We start from the raw sequence: 23,636 nt of genomic DNA on the forward strand, positions 1-23,636 counted from the left end.
CGCTAGGGGACCGGCTTCGGCGGAACGCCCAGCTCCCAGTCGAGCCCGTACCGCTGGAACAGCTCGGCCCGCAGCTTCGCCGCGTCCATGGGGGCGCCCGGCAGCAGCGCCGCGAACACCGCCCCCATCAGGTTCGCGCGCAGCAGCGGGTACTCGGTGTCCACGTCCCGGCAGCCGTACCGCACGACCGTGTCGCGCAGCAGCGCGGCCAGCCGCTGCTGCTCGGGGCACTGGAGGAAGCCCTGGGCCTGGAGGATCCCCGCCATGTGGGCCCGCATGAGGACCGGCTGGGAATGCGTGAGCCCGAGGATCGCGTCGATCGCCCGGGCCAGGCGCTCGCGCCCGTCGGAGGTTCGCGGCTCGCGCTCAAGCCCCTCCTCCAGGGTCAGATGCATCAGGCGGTGCACCGCCGATTGCAGGAGCTGGCGTTTGCCCGGGAAGTAGTAGGACACCAGCCCCCGGGCCGAGCCCGCCCGGTCCGCGATGGCGCCGAGGGTCGTCGATTCGTAGCCGCGTTCCGCCACCAGCTCCACCGTGGCTTGCAGCAGCCGCTCGCGAGAACGTCTGCGCAACTCTTCATTGACCGATGCGCTGCGCGGGGACATGCTGTAACTCCTGCGTTGACTGGCTCTGAGCCAATATACTCAGGCCGTCGCAGGGCGGTAGCCCCTTTGCCGGGGCCCGGCCTGGGCGCGGGGCTGCTCGTTCGGGGTGACGCGGGGGATCACCTCGAACGGGTGGCCCCTTTCGCGCCCCTCGGGTTCGCGCCCGCCTCGTTCACGCCCTGCCCGGCGCGCACGTCCTGCGCGTCACGCCGCTCCCGTCCACGCCGCGCTCGCCGCTCAGCGGCCTTCACCGGCCAGCGCAAGCACCGGCAGCAGGCCCTCCGGCCGCTCGACGGCCGGCAGATGGTCCACGAAGTGCACCGCACAGCCCAGGGACGCCGCGCCCCCGTCCGCCCGCCGGTCGTCGCCCACCATCAGAACCTCGCCGGGGTCCTGTCCGAGTGCCTCGCAGGCCGCCCGGAAGAGCCGCTCGTCCGGCTTCTGCACCCCGTGCTCGAAGGACAGGGCGTACACGTCCACGAAGTCGTCCAGGCCGTGCTCGCGGAACACCGGCCGCAGGTCCCAGCCGATGTTGCTCACCACGCCGATCGCGATACCGCGCTCGCGCAGCCCGGCGAGCACCGCCTCGGCGTCGGGGTAGGGACGCCAGGCCGCCGGGGCCATGTGGCGGTCGTAGAGCAGGTCGTACAGGCGGTCGTCGGGCAGCGGCACCTCGCGGGCGAGGGCGGTGTACGCCCGGCGGTGGAGCTCGGCGCTCTTGTCGCGCCCGGACCACAGCTCCGCGAGATGGCCGGGTATCCGCAGCGGGTTTGCGCCGCCCGGCAGAGCGCCGGCCTCCTCCAACGCCCTTGTGTGGTGCGCGAGTTCGGAGTCCGTCAGGGTGATCCCGGCGGTGTCGAGCACGATGGAGAGCCAGTCGCCGGTCGACTCGACACGAAAGAGGGTGCCGGAGAAGTCGAAGAGAACGCCCTTGATCGTCATACGGGCGATCCTCGCGTGTTCACGCCCGCCGGTTCAAGACCCAGCGGCGGTGGGCCGCCGCGCTCAGGGTGACGACGGCCACGCCGATCAGCCAGCCGCCCACCACGTCCGAGAACCAGTGCACGCCCAGGAACAGCCGGGTGAACCCCACGCCGAGCGCGGACACCACCCCCACCACGAGAGCCGCCGTACGCGGGCCCCGACCCGCCCCGTGCAGCGCGAGGACCCACACGAGCAGCCCGAAGGCGACGGTCACGCCGATCGCGTGGCCGGAGGGGAACGCGGCATACCCGGCCGAGTCCACCGGGTCCGGCCAGCGCGGCCGGTCCCGCCCGACCGCCGCCTTCAGGCCCTGCTGCACGGCCGTGCCGAGACCGCTCGTCGCCGCGACCCACAGGGCCGTCAGCCGCTCGCCGCGCCACAGCAGCACGGCGACGACCACCGCGAGCAGGGCGCGCATGGCCCAGGGATCCCACACCCAGTCGGTCAGGATCCGGTTGGCGTGGGTGAGCCCGGGATCGGCCACCGCCCGGCGGTGCAGCCCCTCCGCGATCGACCGGTCCAGCGACATCAGCGGACCCCACCGGGCCACCACGAGGGCCAGCAGCACTCCGGCGACCAGGGTGCAGACGATGCCCGCGCGCAGCGGCGGGGTCGGGCGGGAACGGGCTTCGGGGGCGGTGAGGAGCATGGGGAAGATCCAAGCCGATGGGCGGCGCCGCGGCTAGGGCCACCGGTCGGGGAAGGGCCGCCGGTCATGGCGAGGGCGCTAGCCCAGGGCGTGCAGACCCGGGACCAGGGCCACGATCAGGGGTACGGCCGGGACCAGCGCGGCGTACGCGGTCAGGCGCAGGCGGTGGCTCGCGGGGAGGCGGGGGACCGCGGACAGCAGGCGGTGCACCCGCTGGGGCAGCTGTCCGTCCGGTGCGGGGCAGGGGCCGAACACCCCGCGGTGCTCGTTGAGTTCGACCAGCGCGAGCGCGATCGTGAGGCGGCCGAAGCGACGGGACGCCACGTCGTCGGCGGCCAGCTCCACCAGGCGGTGCATCTCGTCGCGGAACGCGGCGAACACCGGCACCTGCGGGAACCCCCGCGCCAGCGCGCCCGAACAGTGCAGCAGCCAGTCGTGCCGGGCCCGTGCGTGGCCGAGCTCATGGGCGAGCACCGCATCGAGCTGACGGCCTTTCAGGCGCTGAAGTGCCGCTGTGGTGATGACCAGTTGGGGCGTCTGGCCGGGCAGCCACCAGGCGTCCGGCCGGGCCGCCTCCAGGACCACCAGACGCTCGCCCGACGGCTCCTCGCCGGGCAGCAGCGGCGAGCGCAGCCGCAGCTCCGCCCGGCGCCCGCGTCGGCGGGCCCAGCTGTCCCGGATCTCCCGCGTGAGCATCGCCCCGGTCCAGGCACCGCCCAGGAACAGCACCACGGCGAGCGCGGCCGACCAGGGGCCGTACGGTCCCAGCGCGTACGCCTCGACGACCGCGCGGGGCGCGGACGCGAAGACCTGGCCGCGCACGGTCTGCCAGGCGGACGCGGCACTGAACACCATCGCGAGCCCGAAGCAGAGCAGCACCGCCGCCACGACGCACTGCCACACCCACAGCGCCACCACCGGCTCGCGCTCGACCCAGTCGGCGCGGGCGAGCAGTCGCGGGGCGGCGACGGCGGACACCAGGCCGAGCAGCAGCAACGCGAGGGAGACCGTCATGGTCTCAGCCTATGAGCGGGGTCGCCGTCATAGGTATGTCCGTGGACGTCAAGTGACGCACGCCACGGCCGGACGCCCCGCCGCCCCGCGGCCCGGCGTTCCGCTCAGACGGTGATCAGCATCGCCAGCATGGCGATCCCCATCGACAGACGGCAGGCCAGCGCCAGCTCGGGCCGCGCCCCCCACGACACGGCGGCCGTCGGCGCGCTCCCGGCCGCCCCCGGCAGCAGCCGCACCCCCGTCGACAGGACGTACCCCGCGAAGTAGAGGAGCAGCACCCCGGTCAGCAGCGGCACCCCGCCCGCCGTATGGCCCTCGTGCCCCGCGTGCGCACCGCCCCCGCCCGTCGGCGCCATCGCCAGGGCCATGTAGACCATCGAGAGCGAGCCCACCACGTGGTGCAGATGGTGTGCCCCGCCCCGGGCCAGCCACAGCGCCCGCAGTGCCGCGCCGCCGAACACCACCGCGTACCCCGCGATCATCCACGGCGGCGGCGCGAGGAACGCGGCCGGCACGGCCATCGCGGCCATCCCGAATCCCATCACCGCCTCGCCGCCCGCCGCCCCGCGGGCCCGCGCGGAACCGCTGCGCATCCGCAGCAGACAGTACGAGCCGGTCGCCGCGCACAACGCGACAAGCAGCCATCCGGGCAGCACCGGACCGTGCACGGCGTACCTCCCCGCTCTCTGTGACGCCCTGCCGACAGGTCGATGCCCGGACGCGGGGCCGCATACGCGGGCGCAGGGACACACAGGGGGAGCGCGCGGAAGGTCTTCGCCGGTCAGGGCGGTCAGGGCGGCCGGGGCGGCCGGGATGCTCGGGGCGGGTGGACGGGGCGGGTGGACGGGACGGGCTGTGGCCGCCGGGAAGCCGGTGGCGTCAGGGGCGGTAGCGCAACGGGTGGTCGGCGGGGATCTCCACGATCACGATGCGCACCCCGTCCGGGTCCTCGATCCACATCTCGATCAGCCCCCACGGCTCGCGCACCGGCGGCCGGGCGATCGCGACCCCCCGTGCCGCGAGCTCCTCGTGCGCGGCGGCCGCGTCCGCGACCTGGAGCCACAGCTGGAGCCCGGGGGCGGGCGGACGCTCGGCGCGGCCCGACACCTCCAGGAAGCCGCCGCCGAGGAAGTACACCGTGCCGCGCTCGGGTCCCGTACCGAACTCGCGGTAGACGGGAAGGCCGAGCCGCTCGCCGTAGAAGGCGCGCGAACACTCCGGGTCGGTGGGGCGCAGCAGGGTCCGGCTGCTCAGTACATGCACCATGACAAGCGACCCTAACGGGCGGGTTAGGCTCGGGAGGCCGCCGCAGCGCACACGACGAGCAGGGAGAGCGAACGATGGACACCGCAAGGCGCGCCGCCGGAGAGCTGAGCTACCGGGACGCCACCGAAGCCGACATCGAGGCGCTGGTGCCGCTCATCGAATCGGCCTACCGCGGGGACGCCAGCCGGGCCGGCTGGACCACCGAGGCCGACATCCTGCAAGGACAGCGCACCGACCCCGAGGGCGTGCGCGCGGTCATCACCACTCCCGGCAGCAAACTGCTCACCGTCGAGCGCGACGGCGCGCTCGTCGCCTGCTGCCAGCTCGAACACCGGGGTGACGCCGCCTACTTCGGGATGTTCGCCGTCTCTCCCGCACTCCAGGGCGCCGGTCTCGGCAAGCAGATCATCGCCGAGGCCGAGCGCCTCGTCCGCACCGAGTGGGGCGTCGGCGAGATGCACATGACCGTGATCTCGGTACGCGACGAGCTGATCGCCTTCTACGAGCGGCGCGGCTACCGCCGTACGGGAAGGATGACACCCTTCCCGTACGGCGACGAACGCTTCGGCCTGCCGCAGCGCGACGACCTCCAATTCGAGCTGCTCGTCAAGGAGTTGGGCTGACCGGTCCCGGCCCGCGCTACGCGGTGAAGCGGCCGGTGCGGCGGATCTCCGGATAGTCCGTCGTCGCGCCGTCCAGTTGCAGGGCGCGCGCCAGACGCAGATGGTCCTGGGTGTTCACGGTCCAGCCGATCACCCTGAGCCCGGCGGCGTGGGCCCGCTCGACCGTCTCCAGGGTGAGCCGGGTGATGTCCAGGACCAGGCTCTTGGCGCCGACGGCCGTGGCCCGCTCGACTAGATCGGGTCCCCAGTCGTCGTCGACGAGCGCGGTGCGCACGCCCGGTACCCGCGAGGCGACCTCGGCGAGCGCCGCGTCGTGGAACGACAGCACCTCCACCCGGCCCACCAGATCGCGCCGCAGGAGCACCTCGGCGAGCGCGCGGGCCGCGGCGGTGTCCTTGATCTCCGCCTGGATCGGCGTCTTCACCGCGTCCAGGACCTCTTCGAACACGGGGACGCGTTCGCCCTGGCCCGCGTCCAGCTCCCGCAGTTCGGCCAGGGTCAGCTGGCCGATGCGGCCCTCCCCGTCCGTGGTGCGGTCCACCTCGGCGTCATGCATGACGACGAGGGCGCCGTCCTTGCTCAGGTGCAGATCGAGTTCGATGACATCCATGCCCACGCGTTCGGCGTGGACGAAGGAACGCAGGGTGTTCTCCGGCTCGACACCCATGACCCCGCGATGACCGATGGTGAGGAACGTCAAGACAGGCCTCGCTTCCGTCGACGGCGCTATTGGCGCGCGACGCAGTCCCGTGCGCACGCGGCAGCCGCAGCCTAACGGCCCGCCACCGCAACGGACCCCGGCTCGCGCGGCGCATCGGAGTCGTCCGGCCGGGTTGACGCGATCCCGAGCACGAGGCCGGTGATCAGGGCTGCGACAAGGACGGCGCGGGTGCTCACGGGGGCGGCTCCGGAGTGCGGGGGAGGGACGGGCGGACTCCGTCCTACCGGTGCGCACCCGTCCCGGGCCAACGCGCGTCACCCACCCGTGGGCGAGTCCTTCAGCCCTTGACGCTCCGGCGTCCCCCGCTCATCCCGGGCCGGGCCAGCCGTCGTGATCGGCCGGATCTCCCCCCTGGGGCGGCGTCAGGCGGTCCAGGTCCGCGAGCATCGCGCGGGCCAGCTCCAGCTCGGCCAGCTCGCGCAGCTCGCTCCAGCGCAGCGCGATCCTGGGATGCGCCCACTCGGCGTTGTCCTCGGCCCGCGCGAGCGCCGCCCGCACCTGGCCCAACTCGGCCTCGGTGCGCGCCAGATGCTCCTCCACCAGGGCGCGCAGCCGGGCCGGCGCGGCCAGGTGCCCGAGCCAGATCCGCAGCACCAGCGGATGCTTGAGGACCGCGGGTCCGGCCGCCTCGGGGGAGTCCGCCCACGCGGTGAGCGCGGCGCGGCCCGCCTCGCTGATCGCGTACCGCCGCTTGGTGCGCGGCTCCTCGGGACCCGAGCGCCGCGAGGTGGCGTACCCGAGCGCCTCCAGGCGGCGCAGCTCGGCGTAGATCTGGCTGATCGCGGGCGACCAGTAGAAGAACCGCAGCGAGGCGTCGGCCCACTTCTTGAGCTCGTAGCCGGTCCGCTCGCCGGGGAACGAGAGCAGCCCGAGCACCGCCCATGCCGTCGGCGGCAACTGGCGTTCCATGTCTTGCTTGTTGGAGAACTGACGACTAGTCATATGACGAATTGAAGTAAGCGAGACACGCGGACACAACCCCTGGAGGGCCCGTGAAATTCTCCGTGATCTTCGAGGCGCAGTTGGCGGATCCCACCGTCGAGCGCGAGCACCGGCTGTTCCACGACTGTGTTCAACAGGCCGTGTACGCCGAGCAGATGGGCTTCGACCGCATATGGGCGGTGGAGCACCACGCGCTGAAATGGTACGCGCACATGAGCGCCCCCGAGATCTTCCTGACCTGGGTCGCCGCCCGCACCTCCACCATCCGGATCGGGCACGGCGTGGTCTGCATGCCGTTCCACTTCAACCACCCCGTCCGCGTCGCCGAACGCGCCGCGACCCTCGACCTGCTCTCCGGCGGCCGGCTCGACCTCGGCGCGGGGCGCGGCGGCACCGAGCAGGAGACCTCGCTGTGCGGCGTCGACCGGGACCGTACGGCGCGGGAGGTGGAGGAGGCGCTGCGGATCATCGGCGCGGCCTGGCAGAAGGAGGAGCTCGAATACCACGGCGAGCTGATCGACATCACCCCGCACCCCATCCTGCCCCGGCCCGCACAGACCCCCCACCCGCCCCTGTTCCTGGCGTGCAGCCGCACCGACACCCTGACCCGCGCGGCCGAACTCGGCGTCGGCGCCCTGGTGATGGGCTTCGCGGGGCCCGACTCCATCGCCGCGATGCGCCGCGCCTACGACGGCGCGATCGCGGCCCGCACCGGCGACGGGTTCGTCTCCACCGCCGTCAACGACCACTTCGCGGTGCTCTGCCCGACCATCGTCTCGGACGACCGCGAGGAGGCCCGGCGCATCGGCATCCGGGGCCAGCGCTTCTTCGCCCAGTCCATCGGACACTGGTACGGCGGCGCGGGCATCCCCGACGAGGCCGTCGTCGAGGGCGCGGACGAGGCCGCCGCGATGCGCGCCGCGGCCGAACAGGTCGTGGCCCGGCTGCACGAGCAGCACATCCCGGTCCGCCCCACCTCCACCGCCACCTTCAACGCCGACCACGCCTACGGCACCGCCGACGACGCGATCGCCTACGTCGAGCGGCTCAGGGACGCGGGCGCGGACGAGGTGATGTGTCTGATCCAGATGGGGACCGTGCCGCAGGACGCCTGCATGGAGACGCTGCGGCAGTGGGGCGAGAAGGTCCTCCCGCACTTCACGAGGGACACCCGCCGTGGCTGACGACCGGCGGCCCGCGGCCGACCCGACCCCGCCCGTGCCTGACGGACAGCGGGTCGCGGCCTGGCCGGCCGCGACCCGGGACTCGGCCCCGTACCCCTTGCCGCGCGGGCCCGTTCCGCCCCCGACGGGCCCGCGCGGCAAAGGAGTCGACCGGCTCACGCCCGAGGCCCGCGTCTGGGCCGATGTGCTCGCCTCGGTCTTCCCCGATGTGGGCGGCGCGGTCACCGACGCCGCCGAGGCCCGGCGGATCCTCGCCCGCGCATCCTCCTCGCCGGGCGCGCCGCCCCCGGTCGGCGCCGTGACCGACCGCTCGGTGCCGGGTCCGGCCGGCGCCCCCGACATCCCCGTCCGCGTCTACCGGCCCGCCGCACCCGGCCCCGCCCCCACGGTGGTCCACCTGCACGGGGGCGGCTGGGTCCTGGGCGGCCTCGACCTGTACGACCGCACCTGCCGGGCGCTGTGCCGGGCCGCACGCGCGGTCGTGGTCTCGGTCGACTACCGCCTGGCCCCCGAGGCCCGCTTCCCCGCCCCCGTCGAGGACGCGTACGCGGCGCTCGTCTGGGCCGGGCGGCACCTCGGGGACCTCGGCGGGGCCGCGGGCCCGCTCGTCGTGGCGGGCGACAGCGCCGGGGGCAACCTGGCCGTGGCGGCGGCCCTGCTCGCGCGCGACCGCCACGGCCCGCCCCTCGCCCTCCAGGCCCTCGCCTACCCGGCGCTCGACGCCGCCCGCGACACCGCCTCGTACCGCGCCAACGCCCACGGCTACTACCTCACCGCCACGCACCTGCGCTGGTTCTGGGAGCAGTACCTGGGACCGGGCGGCGACGGCGGCCATCCGCTGGCCTCGCCGCTGCGGGCCGACCTGGCGGGGCTGCCGCCGGCCCACGTCGTCACGGCGGGCTGCGATCCGCTGTGCGACGAAGGGCGCGCCTATGTGCGGGCGCTGCGCGCGGCCGGGGTCGAAGCCGTCGACGACCACTGCCCGGGGATGTTCCACGGCTTCGTCGGCCTGGCCGACGTACTCCCGGAGGGCCGGGCCGCACTCACCCGGCTCGCCGCAGCCATAGCCGTGCCATTGCCCTGACACAGGAAGAAGAGCGGCGCAACTGAAAGATCGCAGGATAATTTATTGTGCTTCCTCTTGAGGGGAAGAACCGAACGCGGATACGGTGTCTTGACGCTAGGTTCTCCTGTGGAGGAAGTGACATGACGGAAATTCTTGTGCAGGACCCGGCCGTGGGGGGCGCAACAACCGACCTGCGGGTGGTCGACCACCCCGCCTGGCCCGCCCTCAAGAATGCCGTCGAGGAGATCCGGCCCTGGCAGTCCAAGGACGGCTCGATCGACTTCGACGCCGAGGGCGCCCCCGCCCGCTCCGTCGTCGACGCGACCCTCGACCAGGTGATAGCCGCCGTGGAGCAGCTCTCCCCGCTGCTGCCGCACGACACCGACTACCACCGCGCGCTCGTCGACGACCTGCGCAAGTGGTCCGACAGCGCCTTCGACGTGCCGGACTTCCTGGACTCGCTGCTGCGCTTCCACCCGGCCGCCGACCGCGCCGACGGGCTCCAGCGCCTGGTCCTCTTCCCCATGTACACCCAGAACGGCAATCCCGACCGCAACCTCGAAGCGGTCGTCCTGCGCATGGTCTGGCCGGAGTGGCTCGCCGACCTGGAGGCCACCCGCTACGACAACCCGCTGTTCTGCGGCATCACCTTCGAGGACTTCACGGCGGGCTACGACACCCACTCCGCGGTCCTCTTCCCCGAGACCATCGCCGTGCGCGAAGCCCCCGAGCGCTTCACCTGGGGCGGCATCTTCTGCGACCGCGAGGCGGCCCGCTTCCGCGCCGTCACCGAGGCATCCGTCGAGATCCTCGGGCTCGAACTCCCCGAGGACATCCGGGAGTTGGTGGCCGACCAGGAGCGCTGCGAGAAGGCCTTCGTGCTGTGGGACATGGTCCACGACCGCACCCACAGCCACGGCGACCTGCCGTTCGACCCCTTCATGATCAAGCAGCGCCAGCCGTTCTGGATGTACGGCCTCGAAGAGCTGCGCTGCGACCTCACCGCCTTCAAGGAGGCCGTGAAGTTGGAGTCCGAGGGCAACCAGCACGGCCGCGACGTCCAGTACGCCGTGCTCTTCGACCGGATGTTCCGCTTCCCCGTCTCCGGCGACCGCGTCCGCAACTACGACGGTCTCGGCGGCCAGCTCCTCTTCGCCTACCTGCACAAGCACGACGTGGTGCGCTGGACCGACAACAAGCTGCACATCGACTGGGACCGCGCCCCGCAGGTCACCAACCAGCTCTGCGCCGACATCGAGAAGCTCTACCGCGACGGCATCGACCGCCCCAAGCTGGTCCACTGGTTCGCCGCCTACGAGCTGGTCTCCACCTACCTCGCCCCGCACCCCGGATCGCGCTGGGCCAAGGGCCCCGACGCCCTGGACCTGACGCAGCCGCCGCGCAAGCTCGTCGACGACGTGCTTCCGGACGAGTTTCCGCTCAGCATGTTCTATGAGGCGCTCTCCAAGAAGCTGAAGAACGTGATCGCCTCCACCAAGGGGATCACCGCCGCTTCCGCTCCGGCCGGGGCCGCCGCGTGAGCTCTCGTACGGAAGGCTCCGAAGGTTCGGAAGGTTCGGAAGGGGCGAGGAAAATGAACAACGGACCTCTCAACGGCGCCGTCGTCGCCGTGGCCGGCGCGGCGGGACCCGCCGGCCGGGCCGCCCTGCTCCGGCTCGCCGAGGCGGGCGCGGTCGTCGTGGGCGCCGACGCCGACGTGGAGCGCCTGGCCTCGGCCGTGGACGCCGCGCGGTACGCGCACGGCGGGGCCACCGTCACCGGTGACACCGTCGACCTCCTCGACCTCCAGGCCACGCGCGACTGGGCCGACCGCATCCAGAAGGACTTCGGCCGCGTCGACGGCCTGGTCCACCTCGTCGGCGGCTGGCGCGGCGCCACCTCCTTCCCCGAGACCGAGCTGGCCGACTGGGACCTGCTGGAGAAGCTCCTCATCAAGACGGTGCAGCACACCTCGCTCGCCTTCCACGACGGGCTGCTGCGCAGCGACCGCGGACGGTTCGTCCTGGTCAGCCAGTCCGGCGCGCACAAGCCCACCGCGAACAACGCGGCCTACAACGCGGGCAAGGCCGCGGCCGAGGCCTGGACGCTGGCCCTCGGCGACGCGTTCCGCAAGGCGGGGGGCGAGGACGGCCCGGGGGCCGCTGCTGCGATCCTGGTGATCAAGGCACTGGTGCACGACGCGATGCGCGCCGAGCGACCCAATGCGAAGTTCGCGGGCTTCACCGATGTCACCGAGCTGGCCGACGCCATCGCCGGAGTGTGGGACAAGCCCGCCCAGGAAGTGAACGGACAGCGCCTGTGGCTGACCCCCAAGCCGTGAGGACGGACGCGCGAGCGCACCACGACCCGGCGGTGCGCGGCTTCGCCAGCGACAACTACGCCGGCGCGCACCCCGAGATCCTCGCAGCCCTCACCCTCGCCAACGGCGGCCATCAGATCGCCTACGGCGAGGACGACTACACCGACCACCTCCAGCGCGTCATCCACAGCCACTTCGGCGCCGGTGCGCAGGCCTACCCCGTCTTCAACGGGACCGGGGCCAACGTCACCGCGCTCCAGGCGCTGACGGACCGCTGGGGCGCGGTGGTGTGCGCCGAGAGCGCGCACATCAACGTGGACGAGGGCGGTGCACCCGAGCGCATGGCCGGGCTCAAGCTGCTCACCGTGGCCACCCCCGACGGCAAGCTGACGCCCGAGCTCATCGACCGGCAGGCCTGGGGCTGGGAGGACGAGCACCGCGCGATGCCGCAGGTCGTCTCCATCACCCAGAACACCGAACTCGGCACGGTCTACACGCCCGACGAGATCAAGGCGATCTGCGACCACGCCCACGAACGCGGCATGAAGGTCCACCTCGACGGGGCGCGGATATCCAACGCCGCCGCCTCCCTCGACGTGCCGATGCGCACGTTCACCAGCGTGGCCGGCGTGGACGTCCTGTCGTTCGGCGGCACCAAGAACGGGATGCTGTTCGGCGAGGCGATCGTCGTCCTCAACCCGGACGCCGTCCACCAGATGAAGCACATCCGCAAGATGTCCATGCAGCTCGCCTCCAAGATGCGCTTCGTATCCGTGCAGTTGGAGGCCCTGCTCGCCAAGGACCTGTGGCTGCGCAACGCCCGCCACTCCAACGCGATGGCCCAGCGCCTCGCCGAGGGGGTGCGCCAGGTCGACGGCGTGGAGATCCTCCACGAGGTCCAGGCCAACGCCGTGTTCGCGCGCCTGCCGCACGATGTCAGCGAGCGGCTCCAGAAGCGCTACCGCTTCTACTTCTGGGACGAGAACGCCGGTGACGTCCGCTGGATGTGCTCGTTCGACACCACCGAGGACGACGTCGACGGCTTCCTCGCGGCCCTCAAGGAAGAGATGGCACGCTAGCGCGCACATCACCAGCGGGCACGTCATCAGCGGGCCTGCCTGAATCGATATGCGGCCGACCGTAAAGTCATTGACTTGCGGTCGGCTGCATTCGTACGCTCACGGGCCATGAAGCTCATCCAGCGCAACCCTCAACTCGCCGCCTATCTGGTCGCGGACGAGGTCGTCGACCACGAGCACCCGGTGGTCCGCGACCGCGTCGCCCGGCTCAAGACCGGGACCACCGACGCATACTCATACGCCAAGGCGGCCTTCGAGTACGTGCGGGACGAGATCCCGCACTCCACCGACTCGGGCGATCTCCGGGTGACCTGGCGCGCCTCCGACGTGCTCGCACGGCGCACCGGGATCTGCTGCGCCAAGGCGCACGCCCTCGCCGCGCTGCTGCGGGCCGAAGGCATCCCGACCGCGTTCTGCTACCAGCGCCTGACCGAGGACGGCGCCGACCCGGCGGTGCACGGCCTCATCGCACTCAAGCTGCCCGGCACCGGCGCCTGGGCTCGACAGGACCCGCGCGGCAACGTGCCGGACGGCGTGGACGCCCAGTTCTCCCTCGGCGAGGAGCGGCTGACGTGGCCCGTGCGGGCAGAGTTCAGCGAAGTGGACTATCCAGTACTCTTTGATGAACCGCACCCGGCGGTGGTCGCCGCGCTCAAGGCCGCGCCCGACCGGCCGTCGCTGTGGCCGATCTATCCGACCGAACTGTGAGGCACCACCGATCATGACGCTCGCACTCACCGTGTCCGACGAGGTCCGGACGCTCGCGCCCGCCTTCACCCATGTCGCCGTCGAGGCCACCGGTCTCGTCAACGCGCCCAGCGACGCGGCGAGTTCGGCCCTGCTCGACGACGCCGCGCGCCGCCTGGCGGAGCGCCTCGCGGGCCGGGCCCCGCACGAGGACCCGCACATGGCCGCCTGGCGCGCCGTCTACACCGCCTTCGGCTCCAAGCCCAACCGCACCCGCAACTCGGCCGAGGCACTCGCCAAGCGGGCCCTGGCCGACGGCGGCCTGCCGCGCGTCAACCGGCTCGTCGACGTGTACAACGCGATCAGCGTCGCCCACCTGGTGCCGGTGGGCGGCGAGGACACCGCGCACATCGAGGGCGCGATGCGCCTGGTGCGGGCGAGCGGCGAGGAGGCGTTCCACACCGTCGCGGGCGGCGAGCCCGCGGTCGAGCACCCGGACGCGGGCGAAGTGGTGTGGCGCGACGACGAGGGCGTCACCTGCCGCCGCTGGAACTGGCGCCAGGGCGTGCGCACCCGGCTCACCGAGCAGTCGGCCGACGCGCTCTTCCTCCTGGAAGGCATGGCCCCGCACTGCGACCTCGCCGCGGCCGGCGCCGAACTGGCCGAACTCCTGGAGAAGTTCAGCCCGGGGGCGCGGATCACGGTCCACCCGCTGGTCGCCGCGCAGGAGTGACGATTCAGCCGGCCGCCTCGGCGGCCTTCACCTGCTCGGCCGTCGGCGCGGTGCCGCCCAGGTGCGCCGGCACCCACCAGGTGTCGCTCGCGTCCTTGGGGCGTACGGGATAGGCGCGCTGCGCGGCCTCCAGGAGCTCCTGGCAGCGCTCGCGCAGCCGCCGGGTGATGGCGCCCGCGTACTGGTCGGCGGGAGCCTCCACGGGCTCGCCGACACGAATGGTGACCGGGATGTGGCTGCGCTTGAAGTTGCGCGGCCGCCCCTTGGTCCACACCCGCTGCGTACCCCACAGCGCCATCGGGATCAGCGGCACCCCGGCCTCCTGGGCGAGGCGCGCGGCACCCGACTTGAAGCTCTTGAGCGTGAACGACTGCGAGATGGTCGCCTCCGGGAACACCCCGATCACCTCGCCGGAGCGCAGCGAGGCCAGCGCGTGCTGATACGCGTCCTCACCCTGCTTGCGGTCGACCGGGATGTGCTTCATGCCGCGCATCAGCGGGCCGGAGATCTTGTGCCGGAACACCGACTCCTTGGCCATGAAGCGCACCAGACGCTTCTGCGGCAGCGCCGCGAGCCCCGTGAAGATGAAGTCCAGATAACTGATGTGATTGCTGACGAGCACTGCCCCGCCGGTGCGCGGGATGTTCTCCGAACCCTGGGTGTCGATCTTCAGGTCGAGCGCCTTGAACATCGCACGTGCGGCGCCGATGACCGGCCGATAGACGAGTTCTGCCATCAGAGGGGAGACCCTTCGTGTGCCCGGGGAGGGTGCTCCCGGAGTCATAAGTTACGCGCCCGTAGGTTTCGGGCTTTGGGCAGATGGTGCCCGATGCGAGCCGAGCTGGCCAGTCCTGGCGCTCTGCGCAGGGGAGATTCTCGTCACGTCTTCGCAGGTCGGGGCTCGGGGGGAATCATTGCGAGCCGATGCGTGCTGCAACCGTACGTCAGAGCAGGTAGTGGCCGCGTGAAGACGCGGACGGACAGGTGGGGGTGGGCGGCGCGTGAGCGACGACGGCGGGCGCAGGCTCGGCGAGGCCGAGCTGGGTGCCGGGCTCGGCCGGCGGGCCACGCTGGTGCAGTTCTCCAGCGCGTTCTGCCAGCCCTGCCGGGCGACCCGGCGGACCCTGGCGGAGGTCGCCGCGATGGTGGACGGCGTCGTCCATGTGGAGATCGACGCGGAGGAACGGCTCGTTCTCGTACGGGAGCTGGGCATCGAGCGCACCCCGACGGTGCTCGTGCTCGACGCGGCGGGCCGCATCGTGCGCCGCGCGGCCGGACAGCCGCGCCGGGCGGACGTCATCGCCGCCCTCGGGCAGGCGGTCCGGGACGCGGCACCGGGGGCGCAGTGAGGGATCTCCCACATCCCGGAAGGCACTTGACGGTGAGCACGCTCAATCGTCAGTCTGACGACGTGCCGACAGATCTCCTTCTCTATGGACGCGCCCATGTGGACCTCGCCCGCAACGCGAGCGCGCGCTGTCCGGGCTGCTGAACACCCGCAGCCCTTGTCGCACCTCTTGCAGAAGGACAATTCCATGACGGCTTCGCCCGAGCTCGGTACCGCCCAGACCGCCTCTCCCGAACTGCTCAGGTCGGTCTTCCGCCAGCACGCCGCCGGTGTCGCGGTGATCACCGCCCAACGCGGCGGCCGGCCCGTCGGCTTCACCGCCACCTCCCTCAACTCCGTCGCCGCCGAGCCCCCGTTGCTCTCCTTCGGGATCGGCACCGGCTCTTCCAGCTGGCCCGTCGTCGCCGAGGCCGACCACATCGGCGTGCACATACTGGGCGAGCACCAGCAGGACCTGGCCGCCACCTTCGCCCGCAGCGGCGCCGACCGGTTCGGCCCCGCCACCGCCTGGCGCTCCGGCCCCGAGGGCGTGCCCGTCCTCGACGGCGTCCTGGCCTGGCTGGTGTGCAAGGTCGTGGCCCGCATCCCGGCCGGCGACCACCGCATCGTGCTCGGCCAGGCGGTCGTCGGCGACCCCGCGGGAGCGGGCCGCCCGCTCCTCTACCACCAGGGCCGCTTCAACGCGTTGCGCGACTGAAAGTTCCCTGATCACGTCGATTACTCACCGTTGGCAACGTCACAGTTCAAAGCGCTTGCTCAGTGGGCACAAGCTGGGTGTACTGGCGAGTAATATTTCGTTCGGAGCGCCGGTCGCCCCGACCGGAAACCGCCCCATCAGGCGCCTATGCTGCGTGCAACAAGGCAGCCCAGAAATGACGATGCAGTAGGAGAGCCGGCGTGAGCTTGAGGATCGTTGTCTGTGTGAAGTACGTGCCCGACGCCACCGGCGACCGGCACTTCGCCGATGACCTGACCGTCGACCGCGACGACGTCGACGGCCTCCTTTCGGAGCTCGACGAGTACGCGGTCGAGCAGGCACTGCAGATCGCCGACGAGGCGGACGACGCGGAGATCACCGTGCTGACCGTCGGCCCCGAGGACGCCAAGGACGCGCTGCGCAAGGCGCTCTCCATGGGCGCCGACAAGGCCGTCCACGTCGAGGACGACGACCTGCACGGCACCGACGTGATCGGCACCTCGCTGGTCCTGGCCAAGGCCGTCGAGAAGACCGGCTACGACCTGGTCATCTGCGGCATGGCCTCGACCGACGGCACCATGGGCGTCCTTCCGGCGCTCCTCGCGGAGCGCCTCGGCGTCCCGCAGGTCACGCTGCTCTCCGAGGTCTCGGTCGCGGACGGCGTCGTCAAGGGCCGCCGCGACGGCGACACCGCCTCCGAGCAGCTTGAGGCGTCCCTGCCGGCCGTCGTGTCCGTGACGGACCAGTCGGGCGAGGCCCGCTACCCGTCCTTCAAGGGCATCATGGCCGCCAAGAAGAAGCCGGTGGAGTCCCTGGACCTGGGCGACCTGGACCTGGAGGCCGACGAGGTCGGCCTGGAGGGCGCCTGGACCGCGGTGGACTCCGCGGCCCAGCGTCCGGCCCGCACCGCCGGCACGATCGTCAAGGACGAGGGCGAGGGCGGCAAGCAGCTCGCCGAGTTCCTCGCGAGCCAGAAGTTCATCTAAGTGCCGCACCGGCCCGGGAACCTTCCCGGCCGGCCGCGCATTTAGGGCTCGCCGAGCCCCTCAACCGCCCGCCTTTTCTTCGCACTTGCAGGAGATTGAAGTCCCATGGCTGAAGTTCTGGTCTACGTCGACCACGTGGACGGCGCCGTCCGCAAGCCCACCCTCGAACTGCTGACGCTGGCCCGCCGCATCGGCGAGCCCGTCGCCGTCGCCCTCGGCGCCGGCGCCGAGAACACCGCCGCCGCCCTCGCCGAGCACGGCGCGGTCAAGGTCCTCACCGCCGACGCCCCCGAGTTCGCCGACTACCTCGTCGTACCGAAGGTGGACGCGCTCCAGGCCGCGTACGAGGCCGTCTCCCCGGCCGCCGTGCTCGTCCCGTCCTCCGCCGAGGGCAAGGAGATCGCGGCCCGCCTCGCGGTCCGCATCGGCTCCGGCATCATCACCGACGCCGTCGACCTGGAAGCCGGCGACGAGGGCCCGGTGGCCACGCAGTCCGCGTTCGCCGCCTCCTTCACCACCAAGTCCCGCGTCTCCAAGGGCACCCCGGTCATCACGGTCAAGCCGAACTCGGCCGCCGTGGAGGCCGCCCCGGCCGCGGGCGCCGTCGAGGCCCTGTCCGTCACCTTCTCCGCCCTCGCCACCGGCACCAAGGTCACCTCGCGCACCCCGCGCGAGTCGACCGGCCGCCCCGAGCTGACCGAGGCCGCGATCGTGGTCTCCGGCGGCCGCGGCGTCAACGGCGCCGAGAACTTCTCGGTCATCGAGGCCCTCGCCGACTCGCTCGGCGCGGCCGTCGGCGCCTCGCGCGCCGCGGTGGACGCCGGCTGGTACCCGCACTCCAACCAGGTCGGCCAGACCGGCAAGTCCGTCTCGCCGCAGCTCTACATCGCCAACGGCATCTCCGGCGCCATCCAGCACCGGGCCGGCATGCAGACCTCGAAGACCATCGTGGCCGTCAACAAGGACGCCGAGGCCCCGATCTTCGACCTGGTCGACTACGGCGTCGTCGGCGACCTGTTCCAGGTCGTCCCGCAGCTCACCGACGAGGTCAACTCCCGCAAGGGCTGACCTGCGCGTTCAATCCGGTCCCGGGGCCGCGTGGTGATCCTCACCGCGCGGCCCCGGGCCGTTTCGGACAACCATTGACGCAGGCGGACCGGCCTACTAACTTCGCTATACGGATTGTTGATTCCGTGAAGCGGAAAAGTTTCGACCGTGTGGAGGATGCAGGATGGGTCAGCAGGAGCAGGTGGCAACGAGCCTCGCCGGCGTCGTCAGCGAGGAGATCAGTGCCTCGCTCGTCGCCGTGGACGAGGAACTCGCCCGCCGTTACCCGGGCGACCCCGGCACCCGCCAGCCCGTACACACCGTCTACGTACCCGGCGACGCCTTCACCGCGGACACCATCCGCACCTGGGGCGACCAGGCCCTGGCCGCGCTCGACGAGCACGCCCCCGACGCCGCCTCCTTCGCCCGCGTCCTCGGCATCGCCGACGAACTCGCCACCCCCGTGTACGACCGGGTCCGCGCCAAGCTCCAGCGCGAACCCGTCGAAGACCTCCGCGTCGACTTCGAGGACGGCTACGGCCCCCGCCCCGACGCCGAAGAGGACGCCGACGCCGCCCGCGCCGCCCGCCTCATCGCCGAAGCCTTCAAGAACGGCACCGCCGCCCCCTACATGGGCATCCGCATGAAGTGCATGGAAGCCGCCGTACGCGACCGCGGCATCCGCACCACCGACGTCTTCCTCACCACCCTCATGCACAACGGCGGCCTCCCCGAAGGCCTCGTCCTCACCCTGCCCAAGGTCACCTACCCCGAGCAGGTCACCGCCTTCGTCCGGCTGCTCAGCGCCTTCGAGAAGGCCCACGGCCTGCCCGAAGGACGGCTCGGCTTCGAGATCCAGATCGAGACCAGCCAGTCCATCCTCGCCGCCGACGGCACCGCCGCCGTCGCCAAGATGATCGACGCCGCCCAGGGCCGCGCCACCGGACTGCACTACGGCACCTTCGACTACAGCGCCTGCGTCGGCGTCTCCGCCGCCTACCAGGCCAGCGACCACCCCGCCGCCGACCACGCCAAGGCCGTCATGCAGGTCGCCGCCGCCGGCACCGGCGTACGCGTCTCCGACGGCTCCACCAACGTGCTGCCCATCGGCACCACCGAACACGTCCACGAAGCCTGGCGCCTGCACTACGGCCTCACCCGCCGCGCCCTGGCCCGCGCCTACTACCAGGGCTGGGACATGCACCCCGGCCACATGCCGACCCGCTACGCGGCCGTCTACGCCTTCTACCGCGAAGGCCTGGAACAGGCCGCCGGACGCCTCGCCGCCTACGTCGCCAAGACCGAGGGCGACGTCATGGACGAGCCCGCCACCGCCAAGGCCCTCAGCGGCTACCTGCTGCGCGGCCTCGACTGCGGCGCCCTCGACAACGCCGAGGTCGCCCGCCTCACCGGCCTCACCCGCGCCGACCTCGACGCCTTCGCCTCGCCCCGCCGCGGCAGCCTCACCGTCACCGCCCCGTAGCAGCACCGGGACCCCACGGCCGCAAGGCCCACCACCCCTGCCCCGTACCCTGTACGCGACCACAATCGCCACACAGGGACGGGGCAGCGGTGAGCACGGGGGAGAGCCAACTACTGGCCGGCCGGTACCGGATCGTCGAACGGCTCGGCCGCGGCGGCATGGGCGTGGTGTGGCGCGCACACGACGAAGTCCTCGGCCGCGAGGTCGCCGTCAAGGAACTGCGCACCTTCACCGACGCCTCCGCACCCGAACTCGGCGACCTCAAGCTGCGCATGCAACGCGAAGCCCGCGCCGCCGCCCGCGTACGCCACCCCTCGGTCGTCGCCGTCCACGACGTCACCGAACACGACGGCCGCCCCGTCATCGTCATGGAACTCATCGACGGCCCCTCACTCGACGACGTCCTCACCGAACAGGGCCTCCTGGAACCCGGCCGAGCCGCCGCCATCGGCGCCGACGTCCTGCACGCCCTCGCCGCCGCCCACCAGGCCGGCGTCCTGCACCGCGACGTGAAACCCGGCAACATCCTCCTCGACGCCTCCGGCCGCGTCGTCCTCACCGACTTCGGCATCGCCGCCATGGACGACCCCGGCGACGGCTCCGCCACCCACCTCACCCGCAGCGGCGAACTCGTCGGCTCCCTCGACTTCCTGGCACCCGAACGCGCCCAGGGCCACCAACCCGGCCCCGCCTCCGACATCTGGGCACTCGGCGCCACCCTCTACGCCGCCGTCGAAGGCGCCGCCCCCTTCCGCCGCACCTCCACCTGGTCCACGCTCAACGCCATCGTCGTCGAACCCCTGCCCCCGGCCCGCCGCGCCGGCCCCCTCGGACCCGTACTGCTCCGCCTGATGGACAAGGACCCCGCCCGCAGGCCCGACGCCGCGACCGCGGCGCGCCTCCTCAGCGAAGTCGCCGGGACCGAGGCAGCCACGGGCACCGCAGCCACGAACCCCCGTCCGGCCGGACCGACAGCCGTAAGCACCACCCCGATACGGGCCGCGGCCCGGCCGCCCGCCCAACCGCCGCGCGACGCGACCGTACGCGACGTGGCACCGCACCGCCCCGAGGGATTCGGCCCGGCCACCACCCCGGCCCCCGAACCGGCACCACAAGCCGCCCACCAGCCCGAAGGCTTCGGCCCCGTGGTGACCGACCTGGCGACCACGGGAGCGGCACGGCCCGACCGACCGGCAGCGGCCGGACGCGGACGCGGCAAAGCCCTGATCGCGGCCACCGCGGCCGCCGTCGTCCTCATCGGCGGGGGAGCCGCCTACGCACTCCTCGGCCAGGACGACGCACACCCCGACACACACGCGGCCGGAGCGACGAACAGCGCGGCCCCCGGAGCGGCGGACGACCGGGTCGGCGCAGCCGGCCTCGGCACAGCGGGCCCCTCCGCCCAATCCACCCCCAACTCACCCACGTCCAGGGCGAGTTCCAGCACCAAACCCCCCGCCAAGGACGACCCCGCCAAGGGATCCAAACCCGGAGCGTCGGCCGACCCGAAGAAGAACACCCCGAGCGCCCCCACCGCGACAGACACCGCAAACGCCGGAGGCACCGGGGACAAGGGAACCAAGGGAGGCGGCAGCGCACCCCCCGCCGGCAGCTGCGCGCCCACCGCCGGCGGCAAGTTCAACTGCCAGGTCTGGCGCGCCGCGCAGTCCATCCGCCACAACGGCGCCGCCGCGGGCGTACTCAACACCGGCACCAACTACTTCTACTGCCAGACCGACCTCGGCCGCCGCGAAACCTACGGGAAGTGGACCAACACCTGGTGGGCCAGGACCGACGACGACAGCGGCAACACCAACGTCTACGTCAGCGTCGTCTACCTCAAGGGCGGCGACAACAACCAGCCCGTCCCCGGACTCAAGACCTGCTGAACCGCACGAGCCCCGGCGAACCCCCGCCCGCCGCTACCGCCGGCCGCCGGCGGAGCCCCCGCCCCCCGCTACCACCGGCGGACGCGCCCCCGGCCACTACCCCCGGGCGGGCGGCGGGAGTTCACCCGAACCACGCTGGATCAGGACGGTGGGCAGCTCCAGCCGGGCGGGCGTCTCGTCCGCCCCGTCGAGCCGCCGGAAGAGCAGCTCCGCCGCCGTACGCCCCAACGTGGCCGCGTCCTGCGAGATCACCGTGATGCCGAGCAGATCCGCGAGCTCGATGTCGTCGAACCCCACCAGCGCCACCGGCCGCTCCCGCCCCGCCAGCACCCGCACCGCCGTGACCGTCACCCGGTTGTTGCCCGCGAACAGCGCCGTCACCCCGTCCGGCCCCGCCAGCATCGACTCGGCGGCCTCCCGCACCCGCTCCGGGGACGTCGAGCCGAGCGACACCCACGCCTCGTCGACCGGCAACTCCGCATCCGCCATCGCCGCGTGATACCCCCGCAGCCGCTCGGTCGCCGTGTGGATGCGCGGCTGGTCACCGATGAAACCGATCCGCCGGTGCCCATGCGCGATCAGATGGGCCACACCCGCCCGGGCGCCCCCGAAACTGTCGGACAGCACCACATCCGCGTCGATCCGCCCGGCCGGACGGTCCACGAACACCGTCGCCACCCCCGCCTTTATCTCCGGCTCCAGATAACGGTGGTCGGACCCCGCGGGAATCACGATCAGACCGTCGACCCGGCGGGCACAGAACGCAAGCACCAGCTCCTGCTCGCGATCGGCGTCCTCCGCACTGGAACCGTTGATCAGCAGCGCCCCGTGCTCCCGCGCCACCTCCTCGACCGCCCGGCTGAGCGGCCCGTAGAACGGGTCGGCGAGGTCCTCAAGGACCAGACCGATCGACGCGGTACGCCCCTTGCGCAGCACCCGCGCACTGTCATTGCGGCGGAAGCCCAGCGCCTCGATGGCCTCCTGCACCCGCCGCTCGGTGTCCGGGGTCACCCCCGGTTCGCCGTTGACCACCCGGGACACCGTCTTGAGGCCGACACCGGCTCGCGCGGCGACATCCTTCATCGTCGGGCGGTTGCCGTAGCGGGACTCGGGGTGGCGGGCGTTATCGGCCACAGTGCGCTGTCCTGTCGTCGTCGGGAGGCGTCCGGCGGGATCCGGTGCCATAACGGTCTGTGTGGCGTCGAGCATAGGCCCTGGACAACGTTGTCACATGCAGGGAGACTCTCATCTTGACCTGCTGTTACCCGTCCCTCACCAGGAGATCCGACCTCGATGCACACCGATTTCGTGGCCGCGCTCGACATCGGCGGCACCAAGATCGCCGGAGCCCTGGTGGACGCCGACGGCCGGCTCCTGCTGCGGGCCCAGCGGCCGACTCCCGCCCACGAGGACGGCGACACGGTGATGCGCGCGGCCGAGGCGGTCCTGGCCGAGCTGACCGGATCGCCCCTGTGGGAGCGTACGGGAGCCATCGGCATCGGCAGCGCCGGGCCCGTCGACGCCTCGGCCGGCACGGTCAGCCCCGTCAACATCCCCGGCTGGCGCGGCTTCCCGCTGGTCGAGCGGGTGCGCGCCGCCACCGGCGGCCTGGACGTCGAACTCGTCGGCGACGGCGTCGCCATGACCGCGGCCGAACACTGGCTCGGCGCGGCCCGCGGCCACGACAACGCCCTGTGCCTGGTCGTGTCGACCGGCGTCGGCGGCGGCCTTGTCCTCGGCGGCAAACTGCACCCAGGCCCCACCGGGAACGCGGGCCACATCGGTCACATCAGCGTCGACCTCGACGGCGACCCCTGCCCGTGCGGCGCACGCGGCTGCGTCGAACGGATCGCCAGCGGCCCCAACATCGCCCGCCGCGCCCTGGACAACGGCTGGCGCCCCGGCTCCGACGGCGACACCTCGGCCGCCGCCGTGGCCTCGGCCGCCCGCTCCGGGGACCCGGTGGCCGTCGCCTCCTTCGAACGCGCGGCCCAGGCGCTGGCGGCCGGCATCGCGGCGACCGCGACCCTCGTCGAGATCGACATCGCGGTCATAGGCGGGGGAGTGGCGGGCGCGGGCGAGGTGCTGTTCGCGCCGTTGCGCCGGTACCTGCGCGACTACGCGACGCTCTCCTTCGTCCAGGACCTGACGGTGGCGCCCGCCCTGATGGGGACGGACGCCGGTCTGGTGGGGGCGGCGGCCGCGGCGTGGGGGAGGCGGCGATCGGAGGAGGCGGCGCTGCTGAAGTGACGGACAGAATCTGAAAGTTGATATCTGCGATCTGCGATCTGCGATCCGCGATCCGTGCCCCGC

At 72.3% G+C, this 23,636-nt stretch carries 25 protein-coding genes; 15 read left to right on the top strand and 10 right to left on the bottom strand.

All coding sequences use genetic code 11. The features are described 5' to 3' along the window. Positions 1-2: 2 nt before the first annotated feature. The 6 genes from CG740_RS00955 to CG740_RS00980 all read right to left on the bottom strand — a co-directional run bounded on the left by CG740_RS00955 (position 3) and on the right by CG740_RS00980 (position 4,518). On the bottom strand, positions 3-605 hold the full coding sequence (locus tag CG740_RS00955) for a TetR/AcrR family transcriptional regulator (protein ID WP_100572929.1): 603 nt from the start codon (positions 603-605) through the stop codon (positions 3-5). A gap of 237 nt (positions 606-842) precedes the next feature. Next, positions 843-1,541, bottom strand: coding sequence for an HAD family hydrolase (locus CG740_RS00960; protein WP_100573587.1), 699 nt, complete (start codon positions 1,539-1,541; stop codon positions 843-845). 25 nt (positions 1,542-1,566) lie between these two features. After that, complete coding sequence (locus CG740_RS00965; protein ID WP_100572930.1) at positions 1,567-2,238, bottom strand: phosphatase PAP2 family protein; 672 nt, start codon at positions 2,236-2,238, stop codon at positions 1,567-1,569. A 78-nt stretch (positions 2,239-2,316) separates the two neighbouring features. After that, a complete protein-coding gene (locus CG740_RS00970; protein WP_100572931.1) occupies positions 2,317-3,252 on the bottom strand; it encodes a M56 family metallopeptidase in 936 nt (311 codons plus the stop codon). Positions 3,253-3,356: 104 nt separating this feature from the next. Next, positions 3,357-3,920 carry a DUF5134 domain-containing protein gene (locus tag CG740_RS00975; protein ID WP_100572932.1) on the bottom strand — a complete coding sequence of 188 codons (564 nt, stop codon included), beginning with the start codon at positions 3,918-3,920 and terminating at the stop codon, positions 3,357-3,359. A 211-nt stretch (positions 3,921-4,131) separates the two neighbouring features. Beyond that, complete coding sequence (locus CG740_RS00980; RefSeq protein ID WP_100572933.1) at positions 4,132-4,518, bottom strand: VOC family protein; 387 nt, start codon at positions 4,516-4,518, stop codon at positions 4,132-4,134. A 74-nt stretch (positions 4,519-4,592) separates the two neighbouring features. Here CG740_RS00980 and CG740_RS00985 point away from each other — a divergent pair, with 74 nt between their 5' ends. After that, positions 4,593-5,141: a GNAT family N-acetyltransferase gene (locus tag CG740_RS00985; RefSeq protein ID WP_100572934.1), complete on the top strand. Its 549-nt coding sequence runs from the start codon at positions 4,593-4,595 to the stop codon at positions 5,139-5,141. Positions 5,142-5,157: 16 nt separating this feature from the next. Here the strand turns inward: CG740_RS00985 and CG740_RS00990 are convergent, their stop codons facing one another. Together CG740_RS00990 and CG740_RS00995 are read right to left on the bottom strand one after the other, a co-directional pair. After that, the gene (locus tag CG740_RS00990; RefSeq protein ID WP_199846287.1) at positions 5,158-5,841 is read right to left on the bottom strand and encodes a glycerophosphodiester phosphodiesterase; all 684 of its coding nucleotides are present in this window, start codon (positions 5,839-5,841) and stop codon (positions 5,158-5,160) included. Between the two features lie 327 nt (positions 5,842-6,168). Beyond that, complete coding sequence (locus CG740_RS00995) at positions 6,169-6,804, bottom strand: PadR family transcriptional regulator (protein ID WP_199846288.1); 636 nt, start codon at positions 6,802-6,804, stop codon at positions 6,169-6,171. Between the two features lie 50 nt (positions 6,805-6,854). On the opposite strand from CG740_RS00995, the gene CG740_RS01000 reads away from it, so the two are divergent. The 7 genes from CG740_RS01000 to CG740_RS01030 all read left to right on the top strand — a co-directional run bounded on the left by CG740_RS01000 (position 6,855) and on the right by CG740_RS01030 (position 13,873). Continuing rightward, complete coding sequence (locus CG740_RS01000; protein WP_100572936.1) at positions 6,855-7,988, top strand: LLM class flavin-dependent oxidoreductase; 1,134 nt, start codon at positions 6,855-6,857, stop codon at positions 7,986-7,988. Further along, positions 7,981-9,072 (top strand): alpha/beta hydrolase, encoded by a 1,092-nt coding sequence (locus tag CG740_RS01005; protein WP_234375975.1) that lies wholly within the window; start codon positions 7,981-7,983, stop codon positions 9,070-9,072. Before CG740_RS01000 ends, CG740_RS01005 begins: the two co-directional genes overlap by 8 nt. 122 nt (positions 9,073-9,194) lie before the next feature. Beyond that, complete coding sequence (locus CG740_RS01010; RefSeq protein ID WP_100572937.1) at positions 9,195-10,595, top strand: DUF6421 family protein; 1,401 nt, start codon at positions 9,195-9,197, stop codon at positions 10,593-10,595. A 53-nt stretch (positions 10,596-10,648) separates the two neighbouring features. Further along, positions 10,649-11,395: an SDR family oxidoreductase gene (locus tag CG740_RS01015; protein ID WP_100572938.1), complete on the top strand. Its 747-nt coding sequence runs from the start codon at positions 10,649-10,651 to the stop codon at positions 11,393-11,395. Continuing rightward, complete coding sequence (locus CG740_RS01020; RefSeq protein WP_199846329.1) at positions 11,392-12,453, top strand: threonine aldolase family protein; 1,062 nt, start codon at positions 11,392-11,394, stop codon at positions 12,451-12,453. Before CG740_RS01015 ends, CG740_RS01020 begins: the two co-directional genes overlap by 4 nt. Before the next feature lie 108 nt (positions 12,454-12,561). Continuing rightward, positions 12,562-13,161 (top strand): transglutaminase domain-containing protein, encoded by a 600-nt coding sequence (locus CG740_RS01025; RefSeq protein ID WP_100572940.1) that lies wholly within the window; start codon positions 12,562-12,564, stop codon positions 13,159-13,161. A gap of 13 nt (positions 13,162-13,174) precedes the next feature. Beyond that, positions 13,175-13,873, top strand: a complete 699-nt coding sequence (locus tag CG740_RS01030; protein ID WP_100572941.1) for a B3/B4 domain-containing protein — start codon at positions 13,175-13,177, stop codon at positions 13,871-13,873. Positions 13,874-13,877: 4 nt separating this feature from the next. Here the strand turns inward: CG740_RS01030 and CG740_RS01035 are convergent, their stop codons facing one another. Beyond that, positions 13,878-14,609: a lysophospholipid acyltransferase family protein gene (locus CG740_RS01035; protein ID WP_100572942.1), complete on the bottom strand. Its 732-nt coding sequence runs from the start codon at positions 14,607-14,609 to the stop codon at positions 13,878-13,880. 265 nt (positions 14,610-14,874) lie between these two features. Here CG740_RS01035 and CG740_RS01040 point away from each other — a divergent pair, with 265 nt between their 5' ends. From CG740_RS01040 to CG740_RS01065, 6 genes are all read left to right on the top strand, one after another. Further along, positions 14,875-15,222, top strand: coding sequence for a TlpA family protein disulfide reductase (locus CG740_RS01040; protein WP_100572943.1), 348 nt, complete (start codon positions 14,875-14,877; stop codon positions 15,220-15,222). A 186-nt stretch (positions 15,223-15,408) separates the two neighbouring features. Further along, positions 15,409-15,918, top strand: a complete 510-nt coding sequence (locus CG740_RS01045; RefSeq protein ID WP_100572944.1) for a flavin reductase family protein — start codon at positions 15,409-15,411, stop codon at positions 15,916-15,918. A gap of 200 nt (positions 15,919-16,118) precedes the next feature. Then, complete coding sequence (locus CG740_RS01050; RefSeq protein WP_100572945.1) at positions 16,119-16,904, top strand: electron transfer flavoprotein subunit beta/FixA family protein; 786 nt, start codon at positions 16,119-16,121, stop codon at positions 16,902-16,904. Between the two features lie 105 nt (positions 16,905-17,009). Continuing rightward, the gene (locus tag CG740_RS01055) at positions 17,010-17,972 is read left to right on the top strand and encodes an electron transfer flavoprotein subunit alpha/FixB family protein (RefSeq protein ID WP_100572946.1); all 963 of its coding nucleotides are present in this window, start codon (positions 17,010-17,012) and stop codon (positions 17,970-17,972) included. A gap of 163 nt (positions 17,973-18,135) precedes the next feature. Beyond that, positions 18,136-19,434: a DUF6986 family protein gene (locus CG740_RS01060; RefSeq protein ID WP_100572947.1), complete on the top strand. Its 1,299-nt coding sequence runs from the start codon at positions 18,136-18,138 to the stop codon at positions 19,432-19,434. An 89-nt stretch (positions 19,435-19,523) separates the two neighbouring features. Next, positions 19,524-21,323 (top strand): serine/threonine protein kinase, encoded by a 1,800-nt coding sequence (locus tag CG740_RS01065; RefSeq protein WP_100572948.1) that lies wholly within the window; start codon positions 19,524-19,526, stop codon positions 21,321-21,323. Positions 21,324-21,419: 96 nt separating this feature from the next. Here the strand turns inward: CG740_RS01065 and CG740_RS01070 are convergent, their stop codons facing one another. Beyond that, the gene (locus CG740_RS01070; RefSeq protein ID WP_100572949.1) at positions 21,420-22,457 is read right to left on the bottom strand and encodes a LacI family DNA-binding transcriptional regulator; all 1,038 of its coding nucleotides are present in this window, start codon (positions 22,455-22,457) and stop codon (positions 21,420-21,422) included. A gap of 159 nt (positions 22,458-22,616) precedes the next feature. Between CG740_RS01070 and CG740_RS01075 the strand changes: the two genes are divergently transcribed. Then, positions 22,617-23,573: an ROK family protein gene (locus CG740_RS01075; RefSeq protein ID WP_100572950.1), complete on the top strand. Its 957-nt coding sequence runs from the start codon at positions 22,617-22,619 to the stop codon at positions 23,571-23,573. Positions 23,574-23,636 lie beyond the last annotated feature (63 nt).

The organism is Streptomyces sp. CB01201 (assembly GCF_002803085.1).
Classification (GTDB): Bacteria; Actinomycetota; Actinomycetes; order Streptomycetales; family Streptomycetaceae; genus Streptomyces; species Streptomyces hundungensis.